Below are 12975 nucleotides of genomic sequence, written 5' to 3'. Positions count from 1 at the left end.
TTTTGCCGGGGAGGGGTGGAAAGCCCGCCGTGACGTGCCGGGATTTTCAGTGAAACAGCCGCGTGGCCTTTGTAATAGACACGGGTGGCCAGCTGGGGTTAATTTGATCATATTATTGGCATGTATTGGGGGAAATCCTTTGAGCGGCACCAGCATTGAAGTTCGCCAGCTTGTACCAGGCGAGGCTGCTGTTGCATCGCGATTCATTGCTGCATTGCTGGAGGAGCTTAGCGGTGGCGAGGCCGTGCAGTCTGACCAGTTGCTGCCTGTTGCGGAAGAAGTGCTGCGAACCGGCTCTGTTGCCGGTTTTGTTGCGGCCACCGCTGGGCGGCAGGTTGGGCTGCTCATGCTCAATGAATGCGCAGCAGTCTATGCGGGCGGGCGGTTTGGCGAGATCACCGAGCTTTATGTGGAACCGGACTGGCGTTCAAAGGGCGTGGCCGCGGCACTGGTTGCCGCGGCATCCGAGCATGGGCGCCAGCACGGCTGGAAGCGATTGGAAGTCGGGGCTCCGGATCAGCCGGCCTGGGCGCGGACCTTGGCATTTTACAAACGAAGCGGGTTTCAGGAGGTCGGCCCGCGGCTGCGCTGCCTGCTGTAAACGCTAGAGGCTCTTGCTCATCAGGATGTAGTTCTTGCGCGGCTGAAACCGGGTGCGCAAATACAGCCGCTGCGCGGTCTCGTTTTCCCGGTCGACCTCCAGATGCAGGGCGCGCATGCCCGCCGTAGCCAGCGATTTTGGCAGCTCGGTCAGCACTTCAGTGGCGATGCCGCGGCCGCGCACGGCGGGGCGGATATAGAGCTCATCCACGAAACCGTCCATGCCGCCGAACTCCACGGACCAGCCGAAAGTGATGACGATGTAACCTATCGGCGCGCGGGTGGGGCCGATCAGGTAGACGGCGCCATAAGGGTGGCCGTTCAATAGCGGCTCGATTCCGGCGCGGCGGTGCTCGTCGCTGCTTTCCAGCCCGGATTCGGCATGGAAGGCGGCAACCAGTGCCAGCACGGTTTCCAGATGTTCCGGTTTGGCGAGATGCAGTGCGGCGCTCATAGGCGGGCGAGCCTTTCGGTCAGAAGGGTGAAGAAGCCGTCCGCGTCAGCATCACCGATGAAAAGGGCATTGGGCTTGCGGTTTGCAACGCCCCACCAGTCGGCGACGGTCATACCGAGGGTGAGGTCCGAACTGGTTTCTATCTCGACGTTCACATGACGGCCGGAAAACAGCTCTGGCTGCAGCAGCCAGGCGATGACGCAGGGGTCGTGCAGCGGGCCGCCTTCTGAGCCGTATTTCTCCACATCGAAGCGCTCGAAGAAATCCAGCATCTCCGCAGTGAAATGGCCAACCCGGGTATCAAGCGCGCGGATCGCCTCGACGCGCGGCTTGGTGGCCAGCACCTTATGCGTGACATCCAGCGGCATCACCGTGAGCGGCGCGCCGGATCTGAACACGATTTCAGCAGCTTCCGGGTCGACGTAGATGTTGAATTCCGCGGCTGGAGTGATGTTTCCGACCTCGAAATAGGCGCCGCCCATCATCACGATCTCCTGCACCCGGTCGATGATGTCCGGGGCGGTGTTGAAGGCGGCGGCAACATTGGTCAGCGGCCCAAGAGTGCAGAGCGTGACAGTGCCGGGTTCGTGGCGGCGCAGGGTTTCGATGATGAAATCGACGCCGTTCCCCTCGGCCAGCGGCATCTGCGGCTCCCATAGGGCAGGGCCGTCCAGGCCGGTCTGGCCGTGCACGTGTTCGGCAGTGATCAGCGGGCGGGCGAGCGGCGCCTTGCTGCCTGCATAGATAGGCACATCGGTACGGCCCGCGGCCTCGCAGACGATACGGGCGTTCTTACTGGTGAGCTCCAACGGCACATTGCCGGCCACGCAGCTGATGCCGAGCAGGTCAAGCTCTTCCGGGCTGGCCAGTGCCAGCAGGATGGCGACGGCATCGTCCTGGCCGGGATCGGTGTCGATGATGATTTTTCTGGCGCTCATGGCGGTCTCCGCGGGATCGTGAACCGGGAGACTACGCGCAGTTTCACCGGGATTGAACCGCTGCTGTGCAGGTCCGCGCAAATTTCACGGGATTTTCTGCGACGGAAGTTTGCTGCGCCCGCGTTTGCTTTCTATAGTTGCCTGACGCGGCGTCACGGACGGGATGGTTCGCAGGCGCAGGCGATGATTTCTCGGCCCGCATTGTGGGCTTTATTGGTACGGCATTGGTTGGCCGGAAACACATTGATTTGCATGGGGAAAACAAGACATGCCCAAAGAGCCCAAGGTTGTTGGCGATATCCTGAAAGACAAGAAGATGACCGCCGCTTACATGGATTACTGCAAGCGGCGCTATTGCCTGAACGAGTTCATGTTCACCCAGAACAAGGGCAACGCGGAATCGCTGTGGACCCGCTACATGGACCAGAAGAAGGGCAAGGAACCGGTCAACATCACCTCCAAGACGCATCTGGCAGCCAAGGCGCTGGCCGACAAAGGCGACTTCAAGCACGCCGACTGGAAGAAGATCATCGCGACCGGCAAGGAAGAGGTCGTGAAGATGCTGAACAAGGATGTGATGGGGTTCACCGGCGGCGATGAATACAAAAAATACGTGGCTGAAAACGCTATGGGCGATCCTAAGAAGGCGGCCAAGCTGCTGGGTATCACTGACGTGAAGAAGCTGAAGGAAGTGATGGTGAACGTCGCCGTCGACGATAAGAAAACCGCCGAGAAGCTGTGGAAAGAGCTGGCGAAGAAGGAAAAGATCCTTGAGGATTACAAGGCGATTTCATCGTCCTTGAAAAAGGCCAACCTGGTCTGAATCAGCGGACCCAGGGACCCGGCGGCGCTGCCGCCGGGATTTGAGTATTTAGGGAAAGATGAAAGATCTGGGCGCGTTCAGGCGCGCTCGTCGGCCTTTACCGCGTCCCAGAGCGCATCCATTTCCTCTAGGTCACTGTCCTCAGGCCGTTTGCCGCGGGCGGCGAGCTTGGCCTCGACGCCCTCGAAACGGCGGGTGAATTTGGCGTTGGCAGCGCGCAGCGCGGCTTCGGGTTCAACGCCGAGGTGGCGGCCCAGGTTGGCCATCACGAACAACAGATCGCCGAATTCTTCTTCCACCTCAGCGTGGGAGAGGCTGTCGCGGGCCTCAACCAGCTCCGCGCATTCCTCGGTGATCTTGGCGATGACATTGTCAGCCGAGGGCCAATCAAAGCCAACCCGGGCGGCGCGTTTCTGCAGCTTGTAGGCGCGCAGCAGGGCGGGCAGGCCGACGGCGACACCATCCAGCGTGCCCTTCTGTTCCTTGCCTGCGCGTTCTGCGGCCTTGATCGCCTCCCAGTCCTGCGTCTGTTGTTCAGCGGATTTCTCCCGGCTTTCATCGCCGAACACATGCGGGTGGCGGGAGACCATTTTGTCCGACATGGTCCGGACCACGTCGTGGAAGGTGAAATGCCCGGCTTCCTGCGCCATTTGGGCATGGAACACAGATTGGAACAGCAGATCGCCGAGCTCGCCCTTCAGTTCGTCCCAGGCCTTGCGTTCGATGGCATCGGCAACTTCATACGCCTCTTCAATGGTGTAGGGGGCGATGGTGGCGAAATCCTGTTCGATATCCCAGGGGCAGCCGGTTTGCGGGTCGCGCAGACGCGCCATGATTTCCAGAAGGCGCTCGATACCGGCGGTATGGTCGTGGATCAGGTCTGTTTCTTGCATTGCGGCTGCTCTTGTTCCGGTGTCAGATGCATCATCCCGAGTCTGGAGCAGGAGTCCACCCCGATGCCCGTTGTGAACCGTATTGCCGATTACGCCGAGGAGATGAAGGCCTGGCGGCGGCATCTGCACCAGATCCCGGAATTGGCGCTGGACCTGCCCAAGACCGCCGCCTTTGTGGCGGAGCGGCTGCGGGAGTTCGGTGTGGACGAGCTGCACGAGGGCATCGCACAGACCGGCATGGTGGCGATCATCAACGGGCAGGGCGAGGGGCCGACGATTGGCTTGCGCGCCGATATGGATGCGCTGCCCATCCCGGAGGAAACCGGGGCGGAGTATGCCTCTGGCCATGCGGGCAACATGCATGCCTGCGGCCATGACGGCCATACAACGATGCTGCTGGGCGCGGCGAAATACCTGGCGGAGACGCGCAATTTCAAAGGCCGGGTTGCACTGATTTTCCAGCCTGCGGAAGAGGCGATTGGCGGTGCCCGCATCATGGTCGAGGAGGGCATCATGGAGCGGTTTGATATCGGCGAGGTCTATGCGCTGCACAACGCGCCCGGCCTGCCGGAGGGGCATTTCCTGACCACCCCGGGCGCGCTGATGGCAGCGGTCGATACCTTCCACATCCATATCCAGGGCAAAGGCGGCCACGGGGCGATGCCGCATGAAACCCGCGATCCGGTGATGGCGGCCTGCGGCATGGCGCAGGCGATCCAGACCATCGTCAGCCGCAACCATCACACGCTGGAGGATCTGGTGGTCTCTGTCACCCAAATCCACACCGGCACCGTCGACAACGTGATCCCGGACACCGCCTATATCAACGGCACTGTGCGCACCTTTAACCCGGACGTGCAGAAAATGGTGATGCGGCGGATGAAAGAAATCGTTGCCGGGCAGGCGGCGAGTTACGGCGTCGAGGCAGAGCTTGACTACGAGATAGGCTATCCGGCCACGTTCAACGACGCCGAAAAGACCGGTTTTGCGGTGGAAGTCGCGAAGGAAATTTCCGGCGACGCCAATGTGGAGGCTGACGGCGGACGCGAGATGGGAGCGGAGGACTTCGCCTATATGCTGCAGGCGCGGCCCGGCTCCTACCTCTTCCTGGGGCAGGGCGACAGTGCCGGGCTTCACCATCCGAAGTATGATTTCAATGACGCGATTGCACCGGTGGGGGCGTCCTTCTTTGCCCGGCTGGTGGAACGCGCGCAGCCTCTGAACGGCTAGAGGCGCTGAGTAATGACAATGGCCCGATGGGCCTGTATTTGATCAAAAAGTCAGCATAAGCAGGAACAATCCGCCATGGCACTGGAAGATGCAAAACGCATTGTCGATCACGCCTTCACCCGCGAGGATTTGAAGGGGCTGAGTCCGGAGATCACCTTTGGCGGGGCGACATCCTTTCTGCGCCGGAAGTACACCAAGGACCTGACGGGGGTGGACATCGCGGTGACTGGCGTGCCGTTTGACCAGGCCGTCACCAACCGTTCCGGCACCCGGCTGGGACCGCGGGCAATCCGCGAGGCATCGTCCATGCAGGCGCCGGATGAGCCCTACGGCTGGCCTTACAAACCGCTGAGCACCCTGGCGATTGCCGATTACGGCGACCTGGCCTTTGATCATGCCAACGTGCCTGAGTTTCCCGCAGCGCTGACGGAGCATATCCGCGGCATTCTGGCGGCAGATGCGGCCTCCGTCGTGCTGGGCGGGGATCACTACATCAGTTTTCCGATCCTGAAAGCCTATGCGGAGAAATACGGCCCGATTTCGCTGCTGCAGTTCGATGCCCATACGGACACTTGGGCGGATGACAACATGGACCGGGTCGATCATGGCACCATGTTCTACAAGGCCGTGAAGACAGGGATCGTGGATCCGGCCACGTCCGTGCAGGTGGGGATCCGTACCACCAATGACGACACGCTGGGGGTCAATATCATAGACGCGCCCACGGTGCATGAGATCGGGCCGGTGGAAACCGCGCGGCGGATCAAGGACATCTTGGGGGACCGGCCAGTCTATCTGACCTTTGATATCGACTGTCTTGACCCGGCCTTTGCGCCCGGCACCGGCACGCCGGTCTGGGGCGGGCTGAGCTCGGCACAGGCGTCGCGCATCCTGCGGGAGATTGCCGGCATCAATATCAAGGGCGGTGACGTGGTGGAGGTCTCTCCGCCCTTTGACACAACCGGCGCAACTGCTATTGCCGGGGCACACGCAGCGACGGAAATTATCTGCCTTCTTGGCTGGAACATGAGAGACAATGACTGACTTCAATCAGCCGATCAGCGGCAATGACCTGGCGCGGTTTTCCGGGCCGAACACCTTTATGCGGCTGCCGCAGGCGACCTCGCTGGACGGTTTGGATGTGGCAGTGCTGGGGGTTCCGATGGATATCGGCACCTCCTGGCGGTCGGGCACCCGGTTCGGACCAAAGCAGATCCGCGCGGAAAGCGCGATGCTGCGGCCCTACAACATGGCGACGGGCGCGGCGCCCTTTGACAGCCTGAACATCGCCGATATCGGCGATCTGGCGATCAATACGTTTTCGCTGCCGGAATCGCTGCGCATTATTGAAGACAGCTACGACGCGATCCTGACGGGCGGGGTGGTTCCGGTGGCAATGGGCGGTGACCATTCGATTACCTTGCCGATTCTGCGCGCGATTGCCAAGAAATACGGCCCTGTCGCACTGGTGCATGTGGATGCCCATGCGGATGTGAACGACGAGATGTTCGGGGAGCGGGAGACCCATGGCACTGTGTTCCGCCGCGCCTATGAGGAAGGGCTGATCGTCCCGGACAAGACCTATCAGATTGGCATCCGCGGCACCGGTTATGCCGCCACCGATTTTTCCGAGGCGCAGGGCTGGGGGTTCCAGCACTTCCCGGCGCAGGAGCTGTGGAACCGCTCGCTGCACCAGATGGGTGCGGAAATTCGCCGCGATATCGGCAATAGGCCGGTTTATGTCACCTATGATATCGATAGTCTTGACCCGGCCTATGCGCCGGGCACCGGCACGCCGGAAATCGGCGGGCTGACCACGCCGCAGGCGCTGGAACTGATCCGGTCCCTGAAGGGGGTCAACATCGTGGGCTGCGACCTTGTAGAGGTGTCGCCGCCTTATGACCCGTCGGGCAACACTGCCCTGGTGGGCGCCAACCTGCTCTATGAGCTGTTGTGCGTGCTGCCGGGCGTGGCAACGAGATAAGCGGTCCGGCCTCACACAGAAGGCCGGGGGAGGACCGCGTGTGAGGAGGAGGCAAGGGGTGACCTTGAAACCGCGTTGAGGCGGCTGATGCTGCTGGGCTGGCTGCTGCTGGCCGCGATAGTTGCCGGACTGGGGTTCGTCCGGCTGGCGCCGAGCGATCCGCTGGACTGGAACACCCAGCCGGAGCTGAGCGAGGATAAGGAATTCCGCGGCGGCGTGTTCCGGGTGATCCGGACCGGGCCGGACGGGCTGGAGCGGTTCCACCGTATTGCCAGCCACGCGCCGCGCACGAGCGTGCTGGCGGGTGGCCCGGACGACGGCATGGTGACCTATATTACCCGCACCCAGGTGCTGGGCTTTCCCGATTACACCACCGCGGCGCAGGACGGCGATCTGCTGAAAGTCTATGCCCGGCTGCGGTTTGGCCGGTCTGACCTCGGCGCTAACAAGGAACGGATCAACACCTGGCTGGCGGAGATGGAGGAGGCTCCGCAGGCTGTTACAGCCGGAGAGTAAAGCGGGCGCTCCTGCCTGTTCGCGGGCTTTTGGAAAAAACCCGTTACAGTTGGGCCGGGCGCCGCGCAAAGCGCGGCGCAGGCTCATCGGCCATTGGCCGATGAGCCATTGGATTTGCAGAGAAGCACTTCAGGGGCAGGTTTGCCCCTGAAGGCGCGGTTCTCTGATTGTATTGGTTGCTGCCGCGTCAAGGGCAAGCCGCGCTGGCGCGGTGGCTGCACCACCCTTGACCCGGTTCTGTGATTGTTGATTGTGGTCTGCATGGCCTTGTTCAGAAAAGATTTTTAGGCGCTGAGCAACAGTGCCGACTTGAAAATGGAGAGAATTTCATGACGCCTAGATTCACGAAACCCGTGCTGTCTCTTGCTTGTTGCGCGCTGTTTGCTGCCTGCGGTGGAGCGCCTGCCAGCAATGAGCTGCAATTCGACAACGACGGGAATGGCCGTTTCAGCGGAAGTGCGGGTTCAGGCTGGACGGTACAGGATATCAACACCTATGCCGTCAATCAGATATGCGGCGGCGGTCCTGTTACGGGCTTCAGTGTCAGAGTGTTGCCAACTGCCCCTGACTACAAGATTTTTTCAGGCGCTTGCGCATCTGGAGAATATAGCGTGGCTGCTGCAGACGCAGGTCAGAACTATGTTGTGGCCGCCCAGACCACCCCAGCCGCGCCGGCGGCGCCGGTCGCGACGCCGGCAGGCAACAGTGCAGGGTGGGACGGTTCTACTCCCTTTGTGGATTGATCGGGCTGGTGTCAATTGAGGGTGAAGTGCAGCGCGCGCAAAGCAAGGTCACGGATACTGGTCTTCGACCTTCAAACCCGTCTTGGGCAGCCTTGCTGCTCCAAGCGCGGTTGCAGGCCCTTTGGGGGAGAGAATTCCCGCGCAGCTGCTCGCGGCAAAGGTGCTTTCACTGTGTAGCAGAGATTGCACCCCAGCGGCTGCGGCTTAGATCTTCGGGAGCTCTGACGGAGCTGCTGAAGAACCGGGCTCATCCCCCAGCGACGCCGACAGGCAGCTGCTTTGCACCTCGCGCCACATCGGCACGTTCAGGGACATTTGGCATTGCGCCATGAACATGCGGCCGTCGACTTGCAGGCAGCGCAGCTCGCCCAGTTCCACCCGGGAGCCGGATTTGTCAGTGCAGTAGCAGTCGATGGTCTTACCGCCCGGACCCTTCACATCCGCCAGCCCCAGGCCGGGCAGGGTGAGAAGGATTGTGGCAATAAGGGCTCTGGCATGTCGCATGGCTCTAGCATATCACATGGGGGTCACTTGGCCAAAACATGAACAACAATAGGCGCGCCCATGGTTCCCGAAGAACGGCTGGAACAGATCCTGCAGCGGTTTCAGTATCTTGAAGCCGCGATGGCGGATGGCGCCGGGGGCGGGGATATTGCCGCGCTGGCTAAGGAATACTCCGACCTGCGCCCGGTGGTGGAACAGGTGACGGCCTACCGTAAGCTGCTGAGCGATCTGGAAGAGGCGGAAGCGATGCTGGCGGACCCGGACATGAAGGACCTGGCCGCCGAGGAGATCCCGGAGCTGAAGGCCGCGATCCCGGAGGCTGAGCACGCGCTGCAGCTTGCCTTGCTGCCCAAAGATGCCGCCGATAGCCGTCCGGCGATGCTGGAAATCCGCCCAGGGACCGGCGGTGACGAGGCGGCGCTGTTTGCCGGCGATCTGTTGCGGATGTACCAGCGTTATGCCGAGGGGCAGGGCTGGAAGTTCGACATCATCGAGGAGCAGGTGACCGAATTGGGCGGCATCAAGGAAGTGGTCGCCCATATCAAGGGTGAAAACGTCTTTGCACGGCTGAAGTATGAATCCGGGGTGCACCGGGTGCAGCGGGTGCCAACGACCGAAAGCGGCGGGCGTATCCATACATCAGCGGCCACCGTGGCGGTGCTGCCGGAGGCGGAGGATGTGGACATTCATATCGACCCCAATGACATCCGCATTGATACCATGCGCGCGTCGGGGGCCGGCGGGCAGCACGTGAATACCACCGACTCTGCCGTGCGGATCACCCACCTGCCGACCGGCCTGATTGTGACCTCTTCGGAGAAGTCCCAGCACCGGAACCGCGAGATTGCCATGCAGGTGCTGAAAACGCGGCTCTATGATCTGGAACGCCAGCGGATCGACAGTGAGCGGTCAGCCGACCGCGCGAGCCAGGTCGGCTCCGGCGACCGGTCCGAACGCATCCGCACCTATAACTTCCCTCAGGGGCGCATGACCGACCACCGTATCAACCTGACGCTTTACAAGCTGGACCAGGTGATGGGCGGCGATCTGGAGGAGATCATCGACGCGCTGACCGCGGACAATCAGGCGCGGCTTCTGGCCGAGATGGGGCAGTGAGCATGGCAGAAACCGCGGCACAGGCAATGGCAGCAGCAACAGCCAAGCTCCGGGCTGCGGGGGTGCAGGATCCGGCACGCGATGCGCGGGTGCTGCTGGCGCATGCGGCACGGATCGAGGCCAGCCGGGTGACGCTGATTGCACCAGAGGAGCTGGCACCGGAAATCGCCGAACGCTATGAGCAGCTGATTTCGCTGCGCGCGGTCCGGGTGCCGGTATCGCACTTGATCGGAGAGCGGGAGTTTTACGGGCGCCGCTTCAAGGTCTCACGCGATGTGCTGGATCCGCGGCCCGAAACCGAGATCCTGATCGAGGCTGCGCTGGCGGAACCTTACGCGCGGGTGCTGGACCTGGGTGTCGGCTCCGGCTGCATTCTGGTGACCCTGCTGGCGGAACGGCAAGAGGCCACCGGGCTGGGGGTGGACATCAGCGAGGCAGCCTGCCTGCAGGCCAGCGCCAACGCGGTTCTGCACCGGGTCGAGGCGCGCGCCGATATCCAGCAATCGGACTGGTTCGAAAAGGTCGAGGGGCAGTTTGACCTGATCGTGTCGAACCCGCCTTATATCGCGCTGGACGAGATGGAGGGGCTATCCGCGGAGGTGCGCGGGCATGAGCCAGGCATCGCTTTGACCGATGGCGGCGACGGATTGGGCGCCTACCGGCAGATAGCTGCAAAGGCGGCGGCGCATCTGGCAGAGGGAGGCCGGATACTGCTTGAAATCGGCCCTACCCAGGGCCAGGCGGTCAGCGCGCTGCTGGAAACTGCCGGGTTCAGCGGCATTGCAGTGCTGCAGGACCTGGACGGGCGCGACCGGGTGGTGCGGGCGCATTCCTCCTCAAATCGCGGATTTTAGCGCGAAATTCCGCAGATTCGGTCGAAAAAACACAGAAAATCCTTTTGGCCCCCTTGTCTGGGGCTTCGGAACATGGTTACTCAAGATGAGCCGTATAGAGGTGAACGCTTCTCGAGCATTCCCGCGGCATCAAGCCCAAAAAAGCTAACGATCCGGCGCTGAGGCGCGCTGCATAGGGTCAACGGCGCATTAACTCAAGGCTTATGATAGGCATATGAGATCGTCCAAATCACGTTCACGCTCCAAGTCGAACCGGAACCGCCCGAATGGCGCCAATGTGGTCAACCGGGTGTTCGACAGCTCCGGTCCCGAAGGCAAGGTGCGCGGAACCCCGCAGCAGATCATCGACAAGTACAATCAGCTGGCCCGCGATGCGCAGCTGAGCAATGACCGCGTTGCAGCAGAAAATTTCCAGCAGCATGCAGAGCATTACCTGCGGATGCTGAACGAGGCGCAGCGCGAGATCGAAGCGCGCCGCGAGGAACAGGAGCGCCAGAACCGCGAGCGCCAGGCTGAGCGCGACCGCGAGCGGGCGGAGCGGCTGGAACGCCAGGAGCGCGAGGCTGCGGCCTCTGCCGCGGCAGACAGCGACCCGGCCAGCGCGCCGCAGCCCGAGGTGATTGACCCGCGCGGCGACAATGGCAATGGCCAGGACAGCGGGTTGGTTGAAACGCCGGAGAGCCAGAGTGCGGCACCGGCTGAGGGGGCTGAAGAGGCTGCGCCGAAGAAGGCGCCGGCCCGCAAACCCCGCACCCGCAAGCCCGCAGCCAAGGCTGAGGGGGCAGAGGCGGCAGGCGAGGGCGGTGACGCCCCGGCGCCGAAGAAACCAGGCCGCCCGCGCGCCAAACCGAAGCCGAAGGCCGAGGATGGCCCTGCGGAAGCTGCCGAGTAATTCGGTAGCGGTCAGAAAAGCAAAACCCCCGAAGCTGAGTGCTTCGGGGGTTTTCTTTTGCGGAATTGCCCTCCGGCTGTTCAGGCGTCGTGGCCCAGCACCCGCAGGTAGCGGCGGACGGCTTCAGGGAAGCCCAGCATCAGCGCATCTGCTGTCAGGCCATGGCCGATAGAGACTTCGGCCAGATCGGGAATGGCCTGGCGCAGGCGGGGCAGATTCTCGACGGTCAGGTCGTGGCCTGCATTCATCATCAGATTGCCAAGGGCGCGGGCCTCGTTCGCGGTATCCCGGATCATTTCCAATTCGCGGATGGTGGCATCGGGGTCAGTCTGGTCCGCGTAGGGGCCAGTGTAGAATTCGATCCGGTCGGCGCCTGCCTGCTGCGCGAGCGCCGGATCAGCGGGGTTTGCGTCCACAAAGTAGGAAACCCGGATGCCGGCCGCCTTGAACTCCTCCGCAATGGGCAGGAGCATCTCGCCATCGGCGGCAAAATCCCAGCCATGGTCGGAGGTGGATTGCTCCGGTGTGTCAGGGACCAGCGTTACTTGATGGGGTTTGTTTTCCAGCACCAGGTCGATGAAATGCCTGGTTGGGTATCCCTCGATGTTGAACTCGGCCTGGGGGAACTCCTCGGCGATCAGGCGGGACAGGGCAGGCAAATCGGAAAAGCGGATGTGCCGCTCATCCGGGCGCGGGTGCACGGTGATGCCGTGGGCACCGGCCTGCAGGATAGCGCGGGAGATGTCGATCAGGTCCGGCCAGGGCACTTCGCGTCTGTTGCGCAGGTAGGCGACCGCATTGACGTTCACAGACAGGAGGGTCGGGCGCGCGGCAACGGCTTGGGTCATCTGAAAATCGGGCTCCGGCAGCATTTCTGGAAAAGAGGGTTAGGCCTTGGCGACTTCGCGCGCCAAGGTGCAGAAGGCCTCGAGGCTCACCTGTTCGGCGCGCTCGGTGGGCGGGATCCCGGCCGCGGTCAGATGTGCTTCGATATCAGGTGAGATGCCCTTGAGCGAGGCACGCAGCATCTTGCGGCGCTGGTTGAAGGCGGCCGCCACGACCCGCGACAGGATGGCGGCATCCGCCGGGAAGCGCGGCTCGGGCAGGGCGTCCAGATGCACGACGGCGCTGGAGACCTTGGGCGGGGGGGTGAAGGCGCCTGGCGGGAGCGATAGCACGATACGCGCATCCGCCCGCCACTGCGCCAGGATCGCCAGACGGCCATAGGCCTTGGAGCCGGGCTGCGCCACGATGCGCTCGGCAACCTCGCGCTGGAACATCAAGGTGAGGCTCTGCCAGAACGGCGGCCAGTCCTTGGGCGTCAGCCAGCGCACCAGCAGTTCGGTGCCGACGTTGTAGGGCAGGTTTGCGGCGATGCGGATCGGCGGGGGGGGGGGGTCAAGCGGGGGGGTCTCCAGCGCGGCGCCG

General features: G+C 62.6%; 16 protein-coding genes. 10 read left to right on the top strand and 6 right to left on the bottom strand.

What is annotated here, in order from left to right:
* Positions 1 to 601: GNAT family N-acetyltransferase (locus tag RA24_RS21030; protein WP_241480986.1), on the top strand; the 601-nt coding region annotated here is incomplete at its 5' end.
* A gap of 3 nt (positions 602 to 604) precedes the next feature.
* Here RA24_RS21030 and RA24_RS21025 read toward each other — a convergent pair.
* Positions 605 to 1054: a GNAT family N-acetyltransferase gene (locus tag RA24_RS21025; protein ID WP_019298549.1), complete on the bottom strand. Its 450-nt coding sequence runs from the start codon at positions 1052 to 1054 to the stop codon at positions 605 to 607.
* Entirely contained in the window at positions 1051 to 1992 is a 942-nt protein-coding gene (locus RA24_RS21020) for a nucleoside hydrolase (RefSeq protein WP_019298548.1), read from the bottom strand. The genes RA24_RS21025 and RA24_RS21020 overlap by 4 nt, the downstream gene beginning before the upstream one ends.
* 268 nt (positions 1993 to 2260) lie before the next feature.
* Between RA24_RS21020 and RA24_RS21015 the strand changes: the two genes are divergently transcribed.
* Entirely contained in the window at positions 2261 to 2815 is a 555-nt protein-coding gene (locus RA24_RS21015; protein ID WP_039145630.1) for a hypothetical protein, read from the top strand.
* A 77-nt stretch (positions 2816 to 2892) separates the two neighbouring features.
* On the opposite strand, the gene mazG is transcribed toward RA24_RS21015, so the two are convergent.
* Complete coding sequence (mazG, locus tag RA24_RS21010) at positions 2893 to 3708, bottom strand: nucleoside triphosphate pyrophosphohydrolase (RefSeq protein ID WP_039194160.1); 816 nt, start codon at positions 3706 to 3708, stop codon at positions 2893 to 2895.
* A gap of 63 nt (positions 3709 to 3771) precedes the next feature.
* Here mazG and RA24_RS21005 point away from each other — a divergent pair, with 63 nt between their 5' ends.
* The 5 genes from RA24_RS21005 to RA24_RS22390 all read left to right on the top strand — a co-directional run bounded on the left by RA24_RS21005 (position 3772) and on the right by RA24_RS22390 (position 8181).
* Positions 3772 to 4938: a M20 aminoacylase family protein gene (locus tag RA24_RS21005; protein ID WP_039194157.1), complete on the top strand. Its 1167-nt coding sequence runs from the start codon at positions 3772 to 3774 to the stop codon at positions 4936 to 4938.
* 75 nt (positions 4939 to 5013) lie between these two features.
* Entirely contained in the window at positions 5014 to 5982 is a 969-nt protein-coding gene (speB, locus tag RA24_RS21000; RefSeq protein WP_039194154.1) for an agmatinase, read from the top strand.
* Entirely contained in the window at positions 5975 to 6922 is a 948-nt protein-coding gene (gene speB / locus RA24_RS20995; protein ID WP_019298543.1) for an agmatinase, read from the top strand. Before speB (RA24_RS21000) ends, speB (RA24_RS20995) begins: the two co-directional genes overlap by 8 nt.
* Before the next feature lie 87 nt (positions 6923 to 7009).
* Complete coding sequence (locus RA24_RS20990; RefSeq protein ID WP_443136557.1) at positions 7010 to 7438, top strand: DUF1499 domain-containing protein; 429 nt, start codon at positions 7010 to 7012, stop codon at positions 7436 to 7438.
* 239 nt (positions 7439 to 7677) lie between these two features.
* Complete coding sequence (locus tag RA24_RS22390) at positions 7678 to 8181, top strand: hypothetical protein (RefSeq protein ID WP_241480985.1); 504 nt, start codon at positions 7678 to 7680, stop codon at positions 8179 to 8181.
* A 204-nt stretch (positions 8182 to 8385) separates the two neighbouring features.
* Here the strand turns inward: RA24_RS22390 and RA24_RS20985 are convergent, their stop codons facing one another.
* Complete coding sequence (locus RA24_RS20985) at positions 8386 to 8685, bottom strand: hypothetical protein (protein WP_019298541.1); 300 nt, start codon at positions 8683 to 8685, stop codon at positions 8386 to 8388.
* 60 nt (positions 8686 to 8745) lie between these two features.
* Between RA24_RS20985 and prfA the strand changes: the two genes are divergently transcribed.
* The 3 genes from prfA to RA24_RS20970 all read left to right on the top strand — a co-directional run bounded on the left by prfA (position 8746) and on the right by RA24_RS20970 (position 11547).
* Complete coding sequence (gene prfA / locus RA24_RS20980; protein ID WP_019298540.1) at positions 8746 to 9801, top strand: peptide chain release factor 1; 1056 nt, start codon at positions 8746 to 8748, stop codon at positions 9799 to 9801.
* Positions 9802 to 9803: 2 nt separating this feature from the next.
* Positions 9804 to 10655 carry a peptide chain release factor N(5)-glutamine methyltransferase gene (gene prmC, locus RA24_RS20975; protein WP_193747161.1) on the top strand — a complete coding sequence of 284 codons (852 nt, stop codon included), beginning with the start codon at positions 9804 to 9806 and terminating at the stop codon, positions 10653 to 10655.
* Positions 10656 to 10869: 214 nt separating this feature from the next.
* Positions 10870 to 11547, top strand: coding sequence for a DUF4167 domain-containing protein (locus tag RA24_RS20970; RefSeq protein WP_019298538.1), 678 nt, complete (start codon positions 10870 to 10872; stop codon positions 11545 to 11547).
* An 80-nt stretch (positions 11548 to 11627) separates the two neighbouring features.
* Here RA24_RS20970 and RA24_RS20965 read toward each other — a convergent pair whose 3' ends face one another.
* Positions 11628 to 12395, bottom strand: coding sequence for a pyridoxine 5'-phosphate synthase (locus RA24_RS20965; RefSeq protein ID WP_039194163.1), 768 nt, complete (start codon positions 12393 to 12395; stop codon positions 11628 to 11630).
* 39 nt (positions 12396 to 12434) lie between these two features.
* The coding region (locus RA24_RS20960; RefSeq protein ID WP_039194151.1) for a ribosomal RNA small subunit methyltransferase A at positions 12435 to 12975 on the bottom strand (541 nt) is incomplete at its 5' end.

Source organism: Leisingera sp. ANG-M6 (assembly GCF_000813905.1).
Lineage (GTDB): Bacteria > Pseudomonadota > Alphaproteobacteria > Rhodobacterales > Rhodobacteraceae > Leisingera.
This window is presented reverse-complemented; position numbering and strand designations above follow the sequence as displayed.